The 19,118-nt window shown below is 70.3% G+C and carries 15 protein-coding genes; 10 read left to right on the top strand and 5 right to left on the bottom strand.

The features are described 5' to 3' along the window. Nucleotides 1-22: 22 nt before the first annotated feature. Together ACWFRB_RS07995 and ACWFRB_RS08000 are read left to right on the top strand one after the other, a co-directional pair. Complete coding sequence (locus ACWFRB_RS07995; RefSeq protein ID WP_452640054.1) at nucleotides 23-1,510, top strand: DUF7782 domain-containing protein; 1,488 nt, start codon at nucleotides 23-25, stop codon at nucleotides 1,508-1,510. A 146-nt stretch (nucleotides 1,511-1,656) separates the two neighbouring features. Next, entirely contained in the window at nucleotides 1,657-2,625 is a 969-nt protein-coding gene (locus ACWFRB_RS08000; protein WP_452640055.1) for a sigma-70 family RNA polymerase sigma factor, read from the top strand. Nucleotides 2,626-2,782: 157 nt separating this feature from the next. Here the strand turns inward: ACWFRB_RS08000 and ACWFRB_RS08005 are convergent, their stop codons facing one another. Further along, on the bottom strand, nucleotides 2,783-5,464 hold the full coding sequence (locus ACWFRB_RS08005) for a bifunctional acetate--CoA ligase family protein/GNAT family N-acetyltransferase (RefSeq protein WP_452640057.1): 2,682 nt from the start codon (nucleotides 5,462-5,464) through the stop codon (nucleotides 2,783-2,785). Further along, the gene (locus ACWFRB_RS08010; protein ID WP_452640059.1) at nucleotides 5,457-6,743 is read right to left on the bottom strand and encodes an acetoin utilization protein AcuC; all 1,287 of its coding nucleotides are present in this window, start codon (nucleotides 6,741-6,743) and stop codon (nucleotides 5,457-5,459) included. Before ACWFRB_RS08010 ends, ACWFRB_RS08005 begins: the two co-directional genes overlap by 8 nt. Before the next feature lie 125 nt (nucleotides 6,744-6,868). Here ACWFRB_RS08010 and ACWFRB_RS08015 point away from each other — a divergent pair, with 125 nt between their 5' ends. The 3 genes from ACWFRB_RS08015 (at nucleotide 6,869) to ACWFRB_RS08025 (ending at nucleotide 9,646) form a co-directional block, all read left to right on the top strand. Beyond that, nucleotides 6,869-7,555: an iron dependent repressor, metal binding and dimerization domain protein gene (locus tag ACWFRB_RS08015; protein ID WP_452640061.1), complete on the top strand. Its 687-nt coding sequence runs from the start codon at nucleotides 6,869-6,871 to the stop codon at nucleotides 7,553-7,555. A gap of 4 nt (nucleotides 7,556-7,559) precedes the next feature. Continuing rightward, nucleotides 7,560-8,558 (top strand): UDP-glucose 4-epimerase GalE, encoded by a 999-nt coding sequence (gene galE, locus ACWFRB_RS08020; protein WP_452640062.1) that lies wholly within the window; start codon nucleotides 7,560-7,562, stop codon nucleotides 8,556-8,558. 77 nt (nucleotides 8,559-8,635) lie between these two features. After that, nucleotides 8,636-9,646, top strand: coding sequence for a phosphatidylinositol-specific phospholipase C (locus ACWFRB_RS08025; RefSeq protein ID WP_452640064.1), 1,011 nt, complete (start codon nucleotides 8,636-8,638; stop codon nucleotides 9,644-9,646). Nucleotides 9,647-9,658: 12 nt separating this feature from the next. Here the strand turns inward: ACWFRB_RS08025 and ACWFRB_RS08030 are convergent, their stop codons facing one another. Together ACWFRB_RS08030 and ACWFRB_RS08035 are read right to left on the bottom strand one after the other, a co-directional pair. Beyond that, a complete protein-coding gene (locus ACWFRB_RS08030) occupies nucleotides 9,659-10,735 on the bottom strand; it encodes a DUF4192 domain-containing protein (protein ID WP_452640066.1) in 1,077 nt (358 codons plus the stop codon). 100 nt (nucleotides 10,736-10,835) lie between these two features. Beyond that, nucleotides 10,836-11,525: a DUF5642 family protein gene (locus tag ACWFRB_RS08035; protein WP_452640094.1), complete on the bottom strand. Its 690-nt coding sequence runs from the start codon at nucleotides 11,523-11,525 to the stop codon at nucleotides 10,836-10,838. Nucleotides 11,526-11,788: 263 nt separating this feature from the next. Here ACWFRB_RS08035 and ACWFRB_RS08040 point away from each other — a divergent pair, with 263 nt between their 5' ends. The 4 genes from ACWFRB_RS08040 (at nucleotide 11,789) to ACWFRB_RS08055 (ending at nucleotide 17,843) form a co-directional block, all read left to right on the top strand. Next, complete coding sequence (locus ACWFRB_RS08040; RefSeq protein ID WP_027499525.1) at nucleotides 11,789-12,739, top strand: proteasome assembly chaperone family protein; 951 nt, start codon at nucleotides 11,789-11,791, stop codon at nucleotides 12,737-12,739. Between the two features lie 99 nt (nucleotides 12,740-12,838). Further along, the gene (locus ACWFRB_RS08045) at nucleotides 12,839-13,876 is read left to right on the top strand and encodes an alpha/beta fold hydrolase (RefSeq protein ID WP_452640068.1); all 1,038 of its coding nucleotides are present in this window, start codon (nucleotides 12,839-12,841) and stop codon (nucleotides 13,874-13,876) included. A gap of 26 nt (nucleotides 13,877-13,902) precedes the next feature. Beyond that, complete coding sequence (locus ACWFRB_RS08050; protein ID WP_452640070.1) at nucleotides 13,903-16,407, top strand: DEAD/DEAH box helicase; 2,505 nt, start codon at nucleotides 13,903-13,905, stop codon at nucleotides 16,405-16,407. Between the two features lie 5 nt (nucleotides 16,408-16,412). Continuing rightward, nucleotides 16,413-17,843, top strand: a complete 1,431-nt coding sequence (locus ACWFRB_RS08055) for an amidohydrolase family protein (RefSeq protein WP_452640096.1) — start codon at nucleotides 16,413-16,415, stop codon at nucleotides 17,841-17,843. Here ACWFRB_RS08055 and ACWFRB_RS08060 read toward each other — a convergent pair. Continuing rightward, nucleotides 17,840-18,277, bottom strand: coding sequence for a DUF5997 family protein (locus ACWFRB_RS08060; RefSeq protein ID WP_452640072.1), 438 nt, complete (start codon nucleotides 18,275-18,277; stop codon nucleotides 17,840-17,842). The two genes, ACWFRB_RS08055 and ACWFRB_RS08060, sit on opposite strands and share 4 nt — an antisense overlap. Before the next feature lie 54 nt (nucleotides 18,278-18,331). Between ACWFRB_RS08060 and ACWFRB_RS08065 the strand changes: the two genes are divergently transcribed. After that, complete coding sequence (locus ACWFRB_RS08065) at nucleotides 18,332-19,078, top strand: LysR family transcriptional regulator substrate-binding protein (protein ID WP_452640074.1); 747 nt, start codon at nucleotides 18,332-18,334, stop codon at nucleotides 19,076-19,078. Nucleotides 19,079-19,118 lie beyond the last annotated feature (40 nt).

Below are 19,118 nucleotides of genomic sequence, written 5' to 3' on the forward strand. Positions count from 1 at the left end.
CACGAGCTGACAAACTGTGGCGGTGAACCGAGAACTGCTCTCCGCCTGCGCTCCGCTCCGCGAGGCCCTGCACCGCACCGAGTACACCGCCGACGCCCTGCTGGAGATGCTCGGCTCCGACGCCCACGATGCGCTCGGCCGCAGCGAGCCCGTTCCGGTGCGGCTTGCCAGCCGCACCGCGGGCGATCTCGGGGTGCTGACGAGGCTCTTCCTGCTGGCCGATCCCTGCCCGGCGGCGGAGGTCGCGCATGCGCTGCGGCCGCTCGATCTGGACCGGGCCGTCGCCGTGGGGCTGCTCGAGCGCTCGGGAGACGAGGTCAGGGCGGCACTCGACCTGCGGCCGCTCGACCTCGGCGCGGGCAACCGATGGGTGCTCTCCGACCTGGACGGCAGCATGGGTCCGCGGACCACGGCGCCCGACCACGTGCTCGGCGTCGGGCACGCGTCCCTGTCGTTGCTCCGCGCCACCCCGACCACCCCGACCGGGTCGGTGCTGGACCTGGGCACCGGCTGTGGCATCCAGGCGCTGCACGCCGCCGGGTACGCGCGGTCCGTCACGGCCACCGACATCAACCTGCGCGCGCTCGACCTGTCGGCCGCGACGTTCGCGCTCAACGAGATCGACGTCGAGTTGCTCGGCGGTCCGTGGTTCGAGCCGGTCGACGGCCGCCGCTTCGACCGGGTGGTCGCCAACCCGCCGTTCGTGGTCGGCCGCGGCCGGGTCGAGCACACCTACCGCGATTCGGGACTCGATCTCGACGGAGCCAGCGAGCTGATGGTCTCGAACGTGCTCGACCACCTCGAGCCGGGCGGTACCGCCTCCATGCTGGCGTCCTGGGTGCATGTGCGCGGCGAGGACTGGCGGTCGCGGATCGCGTCCTGGCTGCCCGCGCACGGCGTCGACGCCTGGATCGTGCAGCGTGACGTCGCCGACCCCGCGCTGTACGTGGGCACGTGGATGCGCGACGGCGGCCTCGATCCGCGTGACCCGGCGACCGCGGCGCAGGCCGAGGCCTGGCTGGCCCATTTCGAGGCCGCCGACGTCGAGGGCATCGGCTTCGGCTTCGTCTACCTGCGGCGCACGGACGAGCCGAGCGACGTGCTCGCCGAGGACCTGCGGCACGGCTTCACCGATCCGCTCGGCGGCGAGGCGCTCGGCTATTTCGACCGGCTGGCCTGGTTGCGCGAGCGTGACGTGCTCGAACAGCGCTTCAGGCTCGAGCCCACGACCGCCCTCGAGCGGGTGTCGCTGCCTGGTGAGGAGGGCTGGCAGCAGGTCGTGGCGCGGGTACACCGCGGCAGCGGGCCGAACTGGCAGCACGAGGTGGACGACCTGACCGCCGCGCTGCTCGGGGGAATGCGGCCGGACTCGCTGGCGTTGAACGAGCTGCTCGAACTGCTGGCGGCCGCGAACGGCGAGGATCCCGACGAGCTCGCCGCCGCCGCCATCCCGCTGGTGCACTCGCTGATTCGGCACGGGCTGGTGCTGCCCGCGGAGTTCCCGGGGTAGTTCCCCCGGCTCATCTTCTCAGCAACTTCTCAGGACGCCCGCCGCGAAAACGCAGGTCAGCGGCGATTCCGTGGATCACACCTGGGAACTTTGCACGGTGTCGCGGCGTTGAGCTTTATGAGACACCACCGATGAGGAGGCAGGTCATGACGAGCCCCACCACCACCCGCTTGCGGCCCAGCGCCGAGGATCTGGACGCCCAGAGCCCCGCCGCGGACCTCGTTCGCGTCTATCTGAACGGGATCGGCCGCACCGCGCTGCTGACCGCAGCGGATGAGGTCGAGCTGGCCAAGCGGATCGAGGCGGGTCTGTACGCCGCACACGTGCTCGAGACCGGCAAGAGGCTGACCGCCGCCAAGAAGCGTGACCTCGCCACCATCGTCCGCGAGGGCCAGTCGGCGCGCAGTCACCTGCTCGAGGCGAACCTGCGGCTCGTGGTGTCACTGGCCAAGAGGTACACCGGGCGCGGAATGCCGCTGCTGGACCTGATCCAGGAGGGCAACCTGGGACTGATCCGCGCGATGGAGAAGTTCGACTACGCCAAGGGCTTCAAGTTCTCCACCTATGCGACCTGGTGGATCCGCCAGGCCATTACCCGTGGCATGGCCGATCAGAGCCGCACGATCCGGCTGCCAGTGCACCTGGTGGAGCAGGTCAACAAGCTGGCCAGGATCAAGCGTGAGCTGCATCAGCAGCTCGGCCGCGAGGCCACCGACGAGGAGCTCTCGAGCGAATCGGGCATCGCGGTCGCCAAGATCGCGGACCTGCTCGACCACAGCCGGGACCCGGTCAGCCTCGACATGCCGGTCGGCAGCGACGAGGAGGCGCCGCTCGGCGACTTCATCGAGGACGCCGAGGCAACCTCGGCCGAGAACGCGGTGATCGCGGGGCTGCTGCACAGCGACATCCGGTCCGTCCTCGCCACCCTCGACGAGCGCGAGCAGCAGGTCATCCGGTTCCGGTACGGTCTCGACGACGGCCAGCCCCGCACCCTCGATCAGATCGGCAAGATCTTCGGGCTCTCCCGTGAGCGCGTCCGCCAGATCGAGCGCGAGGTGATGGGCAAGCTCCGCGAGGGCGACCGCGCCGAGCGGCTGCGCTCCTACGCGAGCTGATCTCCACCCGGGCTCGCACCCCGGCGAGCCGGGAATGCCACACAGTCCGGTGCGCTGACCATCCCCCTGAGTGTCAGCGCACCCCGCGCCGGTCGATCCGACCCGCTCCTCCCCCTCGGAGCGCAAGGATCGGCCGGCGCGACTACGTTGCGGGGTGCTAGCGCAGTCGGCGCGGACCGAGGTCGGCCCGGCTCGGCTCGTGGCCGATCCGGACCCGGGTGTCGGTGATCTCAGCTCCCATCGCACTGGCCAGCACCGGCTCGCAGACGAGCTCCCGCACCTCGGGCAGGTCGTCGGCGAGCGCGGAGACCCGCTGAACCAGATCCACCAGGGCGCTCTTGTCGACCGGCGCCGCGTTCCGGTAGCCGGACAGCAGCGGCGCTGCCTTCGGGGCGTCGATCAGCTCGGTCGCCTCGTCCTCCGTCAGTGGCAGCACCCGGTAGGCGCGGTCACCGAGCAGATCCGAGATCACCCCCGCGAGCCCGAACGAGATCAGCGAACCGAAGGACGGGTCGTCCTGCACCCCGACGACGCAGCCGATTCCCTTGTTCGCCATCTTCTGCACGTGCAGAAGCGGTTCCGCCGACGCCACCGAGAGCGCGCGGTAGGCGTCGCGCACCGCGTCAGGGGTGCTGACGTCCAACCGCACCCCGCTGAGGTCGGGGCGGTGCCGCCACCCCTCACGGGTCGCCTTGATCGCGACGGGGAAGCCGAGCGCCTGCGCCGCGGCGACCGCCTCGTCCTCGGACCGCGCCAGTGTGAAATCCACCACCCGCAGGCCGTAGCAGGCCAGCAACTCCGACGCCTCGAAATCCGTCAGCCAGCGCCCGTCGCCCGCGCCGAGCCACGACTGCACCAGCACCTCCGCACGATCGGAGTCGATACCGCTCGGGCGGACCACCTTCGAGGCAGGCCGCGACTTCCACTGGGCGTAACGCCAGGCGCGTGACAGCGCCAGGGCGGCACGCTCCGGCCCCGGATACGACGGGACCGAACCCCGGATGGGATGGCCGTCCTCCCCCCGGACCGCCAGCACGTCCGGGATACCTTCCGCGGCAAGAAATGTCGTCACGATCGGCTTGCTGCTGTCCCGGGCCGCATCGCGCAGCGCCTTGGCGTACGGCTCGACGTCCACGCTCACCGGCGGCACGAACACCGCGAAGACCGCATCCACCTCAACCGACTCCAACGCGGCGCTCACCGCACCGGCGAACTCCGCGGGCGTTGACTGCGCGGCCAGGTCGACGGGCTTCGCCGGCTCGAGCCCCTCGCTGCGGGCCGCCCCCGCGGCCAGCACGCCGAGCGCGGACGAGTTGCCGACCACCGCGACCCTCGGTCCCGCGGGCAGCGGCTGGTAGCCGAGCAGCACGGCGCAGTCGAAGAGCTGAGCGATCGAACCGACCTGGATGACACCCGCCTGCTCGAACAGTGCCGACACCACGGAGTCGTCGATCTCGACCCCGTTCGCTGCGAGCGCCTCGGGCACGGCGTGCCTGCCGGACTTCACGGCCACGATCGGCTTGTTCCTGCCGACCCGGCGCGCGATCCGGGAGAACTTGCGCGGGTTGCCGAAGCTCTCCAGGTACAGCAGCACCACCTCGGTCTCGGGGTCCGAGTCCCAGTACTGCAGTAGATCGTTGCCGGAGACGTCGGCGCGGTTGCCCGCCGAGACGAAGGTCGACAGGCCGAGCTGACGGCGCGCTGCCTCGTCGAGGATCGCGATGCCGAGCGCGCCGGACTGGCAGAAGAACCCGACCCGGCCCGGCGGCGGCAGCTCGGGCGCGAGGGTGGCGTTGAGCCGAACGGCCGCGCTGGTGTTCGCGACGCCGAGCGCGTTGGGACCGACCAGCCGCATCCCGTGCGCTCGTGCGGCATGCACCAGCCGTCGCTCGGACTGGCGTCCATCCGGTCCCGCGTCGCTGAACCCCCCGGACACCACGACCAGCGCCTTGACGCCCTTCGCCAGGCAGTCGTCGAGGACCGAGTCGATGGCCTCCGCAGGAACCGCAACGACCGCGAGGTCGACGTCGTCGGGAATGTCGTGCACGGTCGGGTAGGCCCGGACTCCCCGCACGGAGCGGTTCTCGGCGTTGACCGGGTAGACCGGCCCGGTGAACCCGGCCCCGAGCAGGTTGCGCAGTACCGCGTTGCCCACCTTCGCGGCGTCGGTCGACGCACCGATCAGGGCGACCGACTGCGGGCTGAGCAGGTTGCGGACGCTCCTGGCCTCCGTGGCCCGCTCGCGAGAATTACGAACCGTGACAAGGGTTTCGGTCGGATCGATGGCGAACTCGAGCCGCAGCACTCCCCCCTCGTAGGTCCGGCTGACCTGATACCCGGCCTCCCGGAACACGGTGACCATGTTCCGGTTCTCGGCGAGCACCTCGGCCACGAACATGGTCAGGCCGTTCTCGGCGGCGGCCGCGGCCAGGTGCTCGAGCAGGATCGGTCCCAGCCCGCGTCCCTGGTGCGCGTCGGCGACCACGAATGCGACCTCTGCGGACCTGCCGTCACCGACGTCCAGCAGCCGCTCGTACCGGCCGACCGCGATGATCTCGTCGCCGAGCACGGCCACGAACGCAACCCGGTCCTTGTGGTCGACGGTGGTGAACCGCTTGAGGTCGCGCTGCGACATCGTCGGGTACGGCCCGAAGTAGCGCAGGTAGCGGGTGCGCTCGGACAACTTGGCGTGGAAGGCGATCAGCCGGTCCGCGTCATCCGGCGAGATCGGCCGCAGTGCCGCGACGCCGCCGTCGGTGAGCAGCACGTCCGCCAGCCAGTGCTTGGGGAACGGCGCACGCGGTTCGGCGTCGGTACCCCCGGTCGCGGGCTCAGTCACGGGGATCCTCCGGGTCGAGGCCGAGCAACGGGAAGGCCGCGCGACGAGTGGCGGCGATCGCCGAATCCACCCGGACCAGAGCGCGATCCATCGATTCGACGCCGGTCTCCGGGGTGCCGCCTGGCCCGTCCCAGGACAGGTAGGTCGCCTCGCCGCCGTCACCCATGGTCTCCGGCAGCTCGACGCTCGGCGCCAGCGTCGAAACCCGGTCACGCCAGGACTGCGGCACCGCGAGCGCGGGATCGATGTCGCGGTCGAGCGCCGCGGCGATCAGGTGCGTCCACGCGCGCGGGACCACCCGCACCAGCCCGTAGCCGCCGCCGCCGACGGCCAGCCAGCGACCCTCCGCGTACCGGTCCGCGAGCTGACGCATCGCCAGGAACGCAGCCCGCTGACCGTCGACCGTCAGCGAGAGGTCCGCCAGCGGGTCCTCCCTGTGGCTGTCCACGCCACACTGGCTGATCACGATCTGCGGCTTGAAGGCCGCCATCGCCGCCGGGACCACGGCATGAAAACCTCTCAGCCACACCGAGTCCACGGTTCCCGGCAGCACCGGCAGGTTGATCGTCGCGCCCTCGGCAGCACCCGATCCGACCTCGCTCGACCATCCGGTGTTCGGCCACAGCGTCGCCGGGTGCTGATGGATGGACACGGTCAGGACCCTGGGGTCACCGAGGAAGGCATGCTGGACGCCGTCCCCGTGATGGGCGTCCACGTCGATATAGGCGATGCGATCGAAACCGTTGTCGAGCAACCAGGAGATCGCGATCGCGGCGTCGTTGTAGACACAGAAGCCGGAGGCCCAGTCGGACATCGCGTGGTGCATCCCACCACCGATGCTGACGGCCCGGCGGGCCCGGCCCGACGCGATCTCCTTCGCCGCGGCGAGCGTTCCACCTGCGAGAATCGCGCTCGCCTCGTGCATCCTGGGGAAGATCGGATTGTCCTCGGTGCCGAGTCCGTGCGGCGCGACATCACCGTCCGCGCGGGCATCGGCGAGTCCCTGCAGCGGCCCCGCGCCCGCCGCCTTGACCGCGGCGACGTAGGCGGGGGTGTGGATCCGCAGCAGGTCCGCGTCGGTGGCGGCGGTGGGGCGCACCAGCTCGGCACCCTCGATCAGACCGAGGCTCCGCGCGAGGTTCATCGTCAGCTCGAGCCGGGTCGGGTTCATCGGGTGGTCGGCGCTCCACCGGTAACTGAGATAGTCCGGACTCCAGACGACGGCCCGGTCCGATTTCGGGTGCGCATGCCCCACCGGGGGGCTGGAGGTCGCGGCCATACGATCCACGCTACTTGCGCTCCGCGGGAAGAGGCGAGGGGCGGGTGGCGTTGCGTCAGAGTGAGTGCAACGCCGATTCCCGCACGCATGCCGGTAGAATCGGCCACAGACGAAGGGGCGTGCAGGTGAAGGATCTTGTCGACACGACGGAGATGTACCTCCGTACCATCTACGACCTTGAAGAGGAAGGCGTGGTGCCGCTGCGGGCACGGATTGCCGAGCGGCTCGAGCAGAGCGGTCCGACGGTGAGCCAGACGGTCGCCAGGATGGAACGCGACGGGCTCCTACTGGTGGCCGGTGACCGCCATCTCGAGTTGACCGACAAGGGTCGTGGACTCGCGATCGCCGTGATGCGCAAGCACCGACTGGCCGAGCGACTGCTCGTCGATGTGATCGGGCTCGACTGGGACCAGGTGCACGCCGAGGCCTGTCGCTGGGAGCACGTGATGAGCGAGGAGGTCGAGCGCCGTCTGGTCGAGGTGCTCGACAACCCCACCACCTCGCCGTATGGCAACCCGATCCCCGGTCTGGCCGAGCTCGGACTGAACCGGCCCGCCGACAACGGCGAAACCCTGATCCGCATGACCGACGTGCCGTCCGGGCAGCCAACCGCCGTGGTGGTGCGCAGGCTCGCCGAGCACGTGCAGTCCGATCCGGAGGTCATCAGCCGGCTCCGCGAGGCGGGCGTCGTCCCCGACGCACGCGTGACGGTGGAGACCAAGCCGGGTTCGGTGACGATCACCGTTCCGGGACACGAGGGCTTCGACCTGTCCGAGGAGATGGCGCACGCGGTCCAGGTCAAGCAGGTCTAGCGGCGTGCGACTCCTGGTCACCGGCGGTGCCGGCTATGTCGGCAGCGTGTGTGCCACCGTCCTGCTCGAACGCGGCCACGAGGTGGTCGTCGTCGACGATCTGTCCACCGGGAACGCGGACGCGGTGCCGACGGGCGCAGAGTTCGTCGAGGGCGACGTCGCCGAGGTCGCCTCGTCCGTTCTCGGCGACGGGTCGACCGAGCCCCGATTCGACGGCGTACTGCACTTCGCGGCGCAGTCGCTCGTCGGCGAATCGGTCGTCGCGCCCGAAAAGTACTGGCGCGGAAACGTCGTCGCCACGATCGAGCTCCTCGAGGCGATGCGGGTCTCCCGCACGCCGAAGCTGGTCTTCTCCTCCACGGCCGCGACGTACGGCGAGCCGGAGCGCTCCCCGATCACCGAGACGGATCCGACGAGGCCGACCAACCCCTACGGGGCCACGAAGCTGGCGATCGACCACGCGATCACCTCGTATGCCAATGCGTACGGGCTGGCCGCCACCAGCCTGCGCTACTTCAATGTCGCGGGCGCGTACCGCGGCGCCGGCGAAAACCGGGTCGTGGAAACACATCTCATCCCGCTCGTGTTGCAGGTTGCCCTCGGTCAGCGGGACAAGATCTCGGTCTTCGGCACCGACTGGCCGACCCAGGACGGCACCGCGGTCCGCGATTACATCCACGTCCTGGACCTCGCGGAGGCGCACCTGCTGGCGCTGGGGGCCGCGACCCCTGGCGCACACAGCATCTACAACCTCGGCAGTGGGGCCGGTTTCAGTGTCCGCGAGGTGATCTCGGCCTGTCGGCGCGTCACCGGGCTGCCAATCGCCGTGGAGGACGCCCCGCGCCGCGCGGGCGATCCCGCGGTCCTCATCGCCTCCAGCGAGCGGGCCATCGCCGAACTCGGCTGGCGGCCGCAGCACACCGACCTCGACGAGATCGTCGCGGATGCCTGGGAGTTCCTGCAGGAGTTGGGCGACCGGTCGCACGCCACGCATCGCGGCTGACCCCAACCGTTCACCCGTTAGACACCAAATAGCCACTTTTTGCACCATCGACGGTGTCGGCGTGGCACGCTGCCACGATGAATTTCTCCGTCGACAGGCGCGGGTTCGCGCGCGCCCTGGTGATTCTCACGATCGCGACCGTGGTGCTGCCCGCCCCGCTCGCGTCCGCGACGACCGGGTCCGACGCCGGGTCCACCTCCGGGTCGCTGGAATCGAGCGGACTGGCCGACGCCGTCAACCCGGACTGGATGGCCGGACTGCCCGACGGGGCCGGGCTCGCGGAGCTGTCGCTGCCCGGCACCCACGACACGATGGCTTCCGGTGCCTCCGTGTTCGCACTCACCCAGGACGCCGACCTGCCGACCCAGCTGAGGGCCGGGGTCCGCGCCGTCGACATCCGCACCCGGCATTTCCGGAACGAGTTCCCCATTCATCACGGGATCGAGTACCTGAACTCGAGCTTCACCGACGTGGTGGTCGCGCTCACCGATTTCCTGCGCGCCCATCCCACCGAGGCGATCGTCATGCGGCTCAAAGAGGAGCACACGCCCGCCGAGAACACCCGCAGCTACGAGGACACGCTGAACTGGTACATCAACGAGAACCCGGAGACCGGGGACCGGCTCCGAGAACACCTGTGGCGCCCGTCCGTCGGATACGACGGCGGACTCCCCAGCCTCGGTGAGGCCCGCGGCAAACTCGTGGTGCTCCGGAACTTCGACGCGGTGGCCTGGCCCGGGCCGCGGTTCGGCGACGCGAGCATGGCGATCCAGGACACCTACGAGCTGACCGGCCTGGCCGACATCGGCCGCAAGTGGGACCTGATCCGCGCACAGTTCGAGCGAGCCAGCACCGGGTCTCCCGACACCCTGTTCATCAACCATCTCAGCGCCACCGGGAACCCCGCCGCCATGGTGACCGGCACGGTCCCGGTCACCGTCGCGCGCGGTGTCCCCGGCGTCGTCGGGATCCTCCCCCGCACCCAGGACCATCTGGAGGCCGGCGGCCCCGGCCGGCTGGGCATGGTGATGGCCGACTTCCCGACCGCGGAGCTGGTGACGGAGATCATCGCGCACAACTTCCCATGACCCGCCATCCGCTCAACCGCCGTCGACCGGTGGCGGCATCCGCACCCCGAGCCTCTCGGCCTCGTCGAACCCGGTGACGGCGAGCCCCGAGACGGTCTCCGGCCGCATGCCGGACTGCAGCGCGGCGTCGAGCATGCCTGCCAGCCGGTGCCGCGGGTTCGCCTCCAGCGCCGCGACGAGGGCCACCCCCGCCATCGGCCCGTCCCCGCGGACATACGCGCTGTAGCCGAGCAGGGCCGCGGGCTCGGCCCGCTCCGGATCGGGCAGCGCCCGGGCCAGCAGGATCCACAGCTGCTCGGCCGCATCCGCCTCGGCGGTCACCGCGAGCGACAGCAGCGCGTCGCGCACCCGCGGGTTCGACAACGCCCTGGTCAGGTCCACGAGGTCGTGGAGGTGTGGCGCCTGCCCGGAGGCCAGCTCCGCGATCCGGGTGAGTACCAGCCGCAGCTCGTCCCGCGGGCGCGAACGGCGCGCGGGCCGGTCGCGCAGCAGCTCCGCGAGACGGGCGCGCTCCCGCTCCGGGTGCGGGGCCACGACCGCCTCCAGTTCCTCGCGCGAGGAACGGATCGCGCGCCCGCCGACCACCTGGGCGAGGGCGACGCCGGACGCCGCCGGGTCCGGGAGCCGTCCGCGACGGGGATCGCCGCACAGCCCTCGCCACGGCCGCCCCGCCACGATCTCGGTGACCACCAGCGCTCCCACCAGAACGACGCCGCGACCGCTCAGGTGCAGGTCGAGTTCACCGACCACGGCACGGTGCATGCCTGCCGCCCGTTGCGCGTCGACGATCACCGCGATGACCGCGCCGATGTCCTCGCGTGCGCAGACGAGGGACATCCGTTCGATGGCCTCCCGATCGAGCGGGCCGACCGTGCCGTCCGGCAGGTCGTGCCGCATCACCGCCCGCACCCGGGCAGGGCAGTCGCCGCCGTCGAGACAGACGAGGACCAGTGAATGTGCGGGCCGAAACCCCAGCATCGCGGGGATCGCCGCGATCAGGTCACCGGGGTCGCCGATGCGGACCGGACCGCCGGACATCAGCGTCGGATTGCCGGGTCGCTCCGGCTGGTCGGGATGCATGGTTGTCATGGCCAGGACCATGCCGCCCTGCACCGACCGGGCCGCGGCCTCGACCAGCGGCTTCGCCGGACCTGTGGAGGGAACCCGGACTATCCACAGGTGCTGCCGGTCAGGCCGCGTTGACCCGCTGCACAGCCTCCGTGAACACCTGGTCCAGCACCACCGTGTCCGGCTTTCCGTCCCCGAACGACATGTAGGTCGCCGAAACCCGCACGTCATCGATCTGCGCGACCAGCGTGAGCATCGACTGGGTCACCTTCCCCGCACCCTTGCCGGAGGTCACCGTCTGTCGCATGGCGATGGTGTCGTCCGCATTCAGCGGCGGCGCAGGCAGGATCTCGGTCCGCACGACCGCCTCGGCGCCGTCCTTGGTGGTGGTCACCTCCAGGCACCGCTCGATCTCTCCGATGCGCTTGTCGAGCGGCAGATCCGACCGCATCAGCTCCACCGAGATGGTGGACCTGTTCGCGTTGTCGGTGCCGACGATCATCGCGGTGCCGTCCGGGCCGTAGTCCTGGGCGGGCGGTTTACAGCCGGCCGGGTCGACCTTGGCGCCCGGCGGGATCCCGTCCAGGTCCGCTGCGGCCTGCGAGACGGCATGTGGCGGCAGCACGATGGCCTGGTAGGGCGCCGGAAAATCGGTGGGGGTCAACAGCATCGACTCCAGGGTCGCGTCAACCCGGCCGTCCTCGCCTGTCCCGTCGGCGGCCGCCGACGACGAGGGGCCTGCGGCGGCCACCGGGCTCGCCATCCCGTCCACGCTGGACGAACACCCGGCGACACCAAGGCATGCGCCCATGGCGAGGCCCGCGAACAGGATGCGGCGCTTCAACGGAAAGTCCTCCAGTACTCGCGGGACACTGCCCCACCACTGTGCCACCTCCGCAGGCCGGGCCGCCGCAGGCGGGCTGCGGTGTCGTCGAACGACCGTTCGCTGTCAGCACAAAAACGCCGGTTCCGGGAATGAATGTGACGCCGCGGCACGTTTTTCCGATATCGGGTGTGGGTGCTCGCAGCCGGGTGGGGGACACTGAGAGTGAACGAAACGCGAAGGGATCACTGATGGACGATCAGTCGAGGATGTACGAGCTGGAATTCCCGGCACCCCAGGTGTCCGCGGGCGACGGCCGAGGGCCGGTGCTGGTGCATGGTCTCGAGGGATTCTCCGACGCGGGACACGCGGTGAAGATCGCCACCACCCACCTCCGCGAGAGCCTGGAGACCGAACTCGTCGCGTCGTTCTCCGTGGATGAGCTGATCGACTACCGATCGCGTCGACCCACGATGACCTTCAAGGCGGACCACTTCTCCGACTACGACGAGCCGGAGCTCAACCTCTATGCGCTCCGCGACACCGCCGGAACGCCGTTTCTGCTGCTCGCGGGCCTGGAGCCCGACCTGAAGTGGGAACGCTTCACGACAGCGGTGCGGCTGCTCGCCGAGCAGCTCGGGGTGCGGCGCACCATCTCCCTCGGTGCGATTCCGATGGCGATCCCGCACACCCGCCCGCTCGGGGTGACGGCCCACTCGACGAACAAGGACCTGATCGGCGAGAACCAGAGCTGGTCAGGGGAACTGCAGATCCCGGGCAGCGCCTCCGCGCTGCTGGAGCTGCGGATGGCCCAGCACGGTCACGAGTCGATGGGTTACTCGGTGCACGTGCCGCACTACCTGGCACAGACGGACTATCCGGCGGCCGCGGAGACGCTGCTGGAGAACCTCGGCGAGATCGCGGACCTGGAGCTGCCGCTGGCCGCCCTCGGCGAGGCGGCCGCCCGCGTCCGCGAGCAGGTCGACGCGCAGATCACCGGCAACGACGAGGTCCAGTCCGTCGTCGCCGCACTGGAACGCCAGTACGACTCGTTCGTCGCGGCGCAGGAGCGCCAGTCCACCCTGCTCGCCGGGGAGGCCGACCTGCCCAGCGGCGACGAACTCGGCGCGGAATTCGAGAAATTCCTCGCTGAGCAGGCCGGACTGGACGAGAAGACCGACCGAGACGAGCCCGATCTGTGACTCGGTTACACAGTTACCCGGCGGGCCGACCCCCCGAACTATACGATCGCCCAAGTCAGTGACTTAGGGGTCGGCACAGCCGGCGACAGAGGAGGCGACATGAGTGAACGCAAAGGCCGCGCGTTGCGGCCGGTTCCGGACACCGAACCGCGCCTCGTCTTCCGGACCGTGCACGGGTACCGGCGGGCCTTCCGGATGGCAGGCGAGGGTCCGCCGCTCCTGCTGATCCACGGCATCGGCGACAACTCGTCGACCTGGAACGACATCATCCCGCACCTCGCCAAGCACTTCACGGTGATCGCGCCCGACCTGCTCGGCCACGGCCGTTCGGACAAGCCGCGTGCCGACTACTCCATCGCGGCCTACGCGAACGGGATGCGGGATCTGCTCACGGTGCTCGGCTACGACCGCGTCACGGTCATCGGCCATTCGCTGGGCGGCGGCGTCGCGCTGCAGTTCGCGTACCAGTTCCCGCAGATGGTCGAACGCCTCGTGGTGGTCTCGACCGGGGGCGTGACCAAGGACGTCAACCCGGCGCTGCGGTTCGCCTCGCTACCGATCGCGAACCAGTCGCTGCGCCTGCTGCAGATCCCCGGCACCATCTCCGCCCTCGGGGTGCTCGGCAAGATCGCCGACCAGCTGTACCGGGGGCCCTTCAAGGCGGTGCGGGTCTTCCACGACGCGCCCGACCTGGTGCGGGTGCTCAGCGACCTGCCCGATCCCACCGCACGGGAGGCCTTCCTGCGCACGCTGCGGGCGGCCGTGGACTGGCGTGGCCAGGCGATCACCATGTTGGACCGCTGTTACCTGACAGCCGAGTTGCCTGTCCAGATCATCTGGGGCGATGTCGACTCGGTGATCCCGGTCAGCCACGCCCACCTGGCGCACTCCGCGATGCCGGGCTCACGCCTGGAGATCTTCCGCGGCAGCGGCCATTTCCCGTTCCACGACGACCCCATCCGCTTCTTGCAGGTGGTCGAGGACTTCATCGCGAGCACCGCGCCGCTGGAGTTCGACCCCGCACGGTGGCGGCAGATGCTCATCGACGGCGTCGGCGAATCGCAGATCACCGGCACCGATTCCACCCGCGAGGCCGTGCTGGAGGCGATGGGATCGGACGAGCGCAGCGCGACCTGACCCCGGCCAGGCCGTAACCTGGGTCGGTGCTGCTCTCCGACCTGGTCCCCGCGAGTCCCGATGCCGACTCGCTCTTCGACGCCTTCTCACGGTGGACGGCCGAACAGGGCCTGACCCTGTATCCGGCGCAGGAGGAGTCGCTGATCGAGGTGGTCTCGGGCGCAAACGTCATCCTGTCCACCCCGACGGGGTCCGGCAAGTCGATGGTGGCGATCGGCGCCCACTTCGCGGCGCTCGCCGAGGGCAGGCGCACCTACTACACGGCACCGATCAAGGCGCTGGTGAGCGAGAAGTTCTTCGCCCTCTGCGAGGTGTTCGGCGCCGAGAACGTCGGCATGATGACCGGCGACGCCTCGGTCAACGCCGGCGCGCCGATCATCTGCGCCACCGCGGAGATCGTGGCGAACCTCGCGCTGCGGCAGGGCGCCGACTCCGACATCGGCCAGGTCGTGATGGACGAGTTCCATTACTACTCCGAGCCGGACCGCGGATGGGCCTGGCAGGTCCCCCTGATCGAACTCCCGCACGCCCAGTTCCTGCTGATGTCCGCGACACTCGGTGACGTCTCGTTCTTCCAGGAGGACCTGACCCGCCGGACCGGACGCCCGACGACGCTGGTCGGCGGCACCGAACGGCCGGTGCCGCTGTCCTTCTCGTATGCCCGCACGCCCATCGGCGAGACCATCGAGGAACTGGCCACAACGAACCAGGCACCCGTGTACGTGGTGCACTTCACCCAGGCCGCGGCGCTCGAACGGGCGCAGGCGTTGACCAGTGTCAACATGAGCAGCCGGGAGGAAAAGGACGCCATCGCGGAGGCGATCGGGAGCTTCCGGTTCAGCACCGGCTTCGGGAAGACGTTGTCCCGCTTGGTCCGGCACGGCATCGGCGTGCACCACGCGGGAATGCTGCCCAAGTACCGCAGGCTCATCGAGAAGCTCGCGCAAGACGGACTGCTCAAGGTCATCTGCGGAACCGACACCCTCGGCGTCGGCATCAACGTGCCGATCCGGACCGTGCTGCTGACCGGGCTCACCAAGTACGACGGCACCAGGACCCGGCACCTGCGCGCCCGCGAGTTCCATCAGATCGCGGGCCGGGCGGGCCGCGCCGGCTACGACACCATGGGCACCGTGGTGGTGCAGGCCCCGGAGTACGAGATCGAGAACCACCGGCTCGTGGCGAGGGCGGGCGACGACCCGAAGAAGCTCAAGAAGATTCAGCGCAAGAAGCCGCCGGAGGGCTTCGTGTCATGGGGGGAACCGACGTTCGAGCGCCTCGTCTCCGCTTCCCCCGAGCAGCTCACGTCCCGGTTCCGGGTCTCGAACTCGATGCTGCTCAACGTGATCGCCCGCCCTGGCAACTGCTTCGACGCGATGCGTCACCTCCTCGAGGACAGCCACGAGACCCGCCCCCAGCAGCGCAAGCACATCCTCAGGGCGATCGCGCTGTACCGCGGACTGGTCCAGGCAGGCATCGTCGAGCAACTCGACGCCCCGGACCCGGACGGGTCGTGGGCCAGGCTGACGGTGGACCTGCAGCGCGACTTCGCACTCAACCAGCCGCTGTCGCCGTTCGCGCTGGCGGCGATCGAACTGCTCGACCAGGAGTCGGTGACCTACGCCCTCGACGTGGTCTCGGTGATCGAGTCCACCCTGGACGACCCCCGCCAGATCCTGATGGGCCAGCAGCACCATGCCCGCGGCGAGGCGGTGGCGCAGATGAAGGCCGACGGCATCGAGTACGACGAGCGGATGGAGCTGCTCGAGGAGATCACCTGGCCGAAACCGTTGGAGGAACTGCTCTATCCCGCGTTCGAGATGTACCGCGGCGGGCACCCCTGGGTCTCCGAGTTCGCCCTCTCCCCCAAGTCGGTGGTGCGGGACATGGTGGAGAACGTGATGACGTTCGCCGAGCTGGTCAGCCACTACGGGCTGGCCCGCTCCGAGGGCCTGGTACTGCGCTACCTCGCCGATGCCTACCGGGCGCTGCGTCAGACCGTGCCCGACTCGGCCCGCACCGAGGAGCTCGAGGACATCACCGAGTGGCTGGGCGAGCTGATCCGCCAGGTCGACTCGTCGCTGCTGGACGAGTGGGAGCAGCTCACCAATCCGGGCGTGGAGTCCGACGACCAGCAGATCGCGTTCGGCGCCGACATCCCGCGCCCGGTCTCCGCGAACACCAGGGCCTTCAAGGTGATGATCCGCAACGCGATGTTCAAGCGGATCGAGCTGGCCTCGCGCAAGCGCTGGGACGCGCTCGCCGAACTCGGCGACGGACTGGAATCGGACGACTGGTCCGATCTGATGGAGCTGTACTTCGACGAGTACGACGAGATCGGCACCGGCCCCGATGCCAGGGGACCGCAACTGTTCTCGGTCCAGGTGGAACCGGAGCTGTGGCGGGTGCGCCAGACCATCGCCGATCCGCAGGGCGATCACGGCTGGGCGCTGGTCGGCGAGGTGAACCTGGCGGAGTCGGACGCGGCGGGCGAGGTGGTGTTCGACGAGTTCGAGGTCGTCGAGGGGTGAGCGCGATGCTGCTGCGGGGGGCACGGTTGGCTCCGGGCGAGGCGCCGACGGATCTGATGGTCACCGGCGACCGGATCGGAGGCGACGGCCACGCCGCGTCGGACGTCGTGGATGTCGGTGGGCGGCTGGTGCTCCCGGGCCTGTGGGACGCGCACGTACACCTCGACCAGTGGGCGCTCTCGCGCGCCACACTCGACCTGTCGGCGGCGACCTCGGCCGCGCACGCCGTTCGGTTGATCGCGGAGCATCTGCCGACGGCCGACACCGATGTCGTCGTCGCGCACGGGTTCCGGGACGGCCTGTGGCCGGACTCCCCCACCGCCGCACTGCTGGACGCGGCCACCGCGGACCGGCCGGTCGTCGCGATGAGTGGCGACCTGCACAGCGGCTGGTTCAACACCGCGGCGCTGCGGCGCTTCTCGCTCGCGCCGCACCCGAGCGGGCTGCTCACCGAGACCGAGTTCATGCCGATCATGAACGACGTGCAACGGGTGGACCCGGCAGTGCTCGATCGCCGGGTCGACGCGGCGGTACGGGCCGCAGCCGCGCGCGGGGTCGTGGGGGTGACGGACTTCGAGATCGCCGACAACCGCGCGGCGTGGGCGCGGCGGATCGCCGCAGGCACCGACCGGTTGCGGGTGCGGTGCGGCATCTGGCCGCGGTGGCTCGACCACGCGATCGCCGACGGTGCGGCAACCGGGGACGCGGTGCCGGGTACCCGCGGGCTGGCGACGGTCGGGCCGATGAAGGTGATCGTGGACGGATCGCTCGGCACCAGGACCGCGTACTGCCACGACCCGTACCCGGACGGCGAACACGGGGTGCTGTCGGTGCCGCCGCGCGAGCTGATCGGGCTGATGGCGCGGGCCACCGGTCACGGGCTCGAGTGCGCGATCCACGCGATCGGCGACCAGGCCTGTGAGCAGGTGCTCGACGCATTCGCGGCCACGGGTGCACGCGGGTCCGTCGAGCACGCGCAACTGGTGGCGAAGAAGGACTTTCGGCGCTTTGCCGGACTTGGTGTGATCGCGAGCGTCCAGCCCGCACACGTGCACGACGATGCGGACCTGGCCGAACGTTACTGGGCAGGCCGCACCGGCCGGGCGTTCCCGTACGGCACCCTGCTGGCCTCGGGAGCGCGGTTGGCATTGGGATCGGATGCTCCGGTTGCGCCGCTGGACCCGTGGCTGACCCTCGCCGCCGCGGTGGACCGCACCCTGCCTGACGGCCGGGTGTGGCACCGCGAGCACGAGATCCCGTGGGAGGTCGCCCTCGCCGCGTCGACCGGCGGCCGCGCGAGGGTCACGATCGGCGACCTCGCGGACCTGGTGGTGCTGGACACCGACGAGCTCCCGACCACCGGCGCCGGTCTCGCGTCGACGCCCGTGTTGGGCACGATGCTCGGCGGCCGGTGGACCTACGAGCCGGCGGCCTAGTCCGCGTTCGGGTGGTGGATCGGCTTCGCGAACCGCTGCTTGCGGTTCGACTGCTCGCGGCGGGTCGCCTGCTGCTCCTTGATCCGCTTCTCGTCCTTGCGGACGTCCACCAGCGACTTGCGCTCGGCCTGCAGCCAGTCCGGCTGATCGGCGAGCAGCGCCTCGATCTGGGCGGTGGTGAGCGCCTCCTCGACGCCGCCGCGGGCCAGCCCGGCGATCGAGACACCGAGCTTGTCGGCAACCACGGACTTCGGGTGCGGGCCCTCGGCGCGCAGATCGATCAGCCACTGTGGCGGGTTCGCGCGCAGCTCTGCGAGCTCGTCGCGAGTCACCACACCGTCGCGGAACTCGGCGGGGGTTGCCTCGAGGTAGACGTCCAGCTTCTTCGCGGCGGTCGCCGGCTTCATCGTCTGGGGTGTCTTCTGCGCGCTCATGGGTTCAGCCTATCGAGCTGCCACTCGAGCTCCCCGCCCCGGTAGCCTGGCGGAATGACCGAGCCCGATGCGCCCACCCCGTTCCGGCTCGCCTATGTGCCCGGCGTCACCCCGTCCAAGTGGGTGCGGATCTGGGGCGAACGCCACCCCGACATCCGGCTGGAGCTGGTCGTCACCACCGCGGCCGACGCGCCGACCCTGTTGCGGGACGGCCTCGCGGACGCAGGCCTGGTGCGGCTGCCGATCGACAGCGGCGGCCTGAGCGTGATCGCGTTGTACGAGGAGACCCCGGTCGTCGTGGTGCCGAAGGACCACGTGGTCACCGCAGCCGACGCGGTGTCGACGACGGACCTGGAGGGCGAGATCGTGCTGCACCCCCTCGACGACGCACTCGACTGGGCGTCGCTGCCGGGGACGCCCGCCGCCCAGCGGCCCGCCACCACCGCCGACGCGATCGAGCTGGTCGCGGCCGGGATCGGGGTGCTGGTGCTGCCGCAGTCGCTGGCCCGGCTGCACCACCGCAAGGACCTCACCTACCGCACCGTCACCGATGCGCCTGAGTCGCCGGTCGCGTTGGCCTGGCCGCAGGATGCGACCACGGACCGGGTGGAGGAGTTCGTCGGGATCGTGCGGGGCCGCAGCGTCAACAGCTCCCGCGGTCGCGATGCGCAGGAGCCGGCCCCCAAGCGCACCGCCTCCCAGAAGGCGGCCGCGAAACAAGCGGCGCGCGCGAAGGCGGGCAAGACCCCGACCCCCCGGAACACCAAGGGCGGCAAGCCGACCAAGCGCGGCAGGCGCTGACGCGCCCGTGCGCGGTTGACGAGTCCTGACACTCGTCAAC

This window comes from Rhodococcus sp. NPDC055112 (assembly GCF_053607505.1).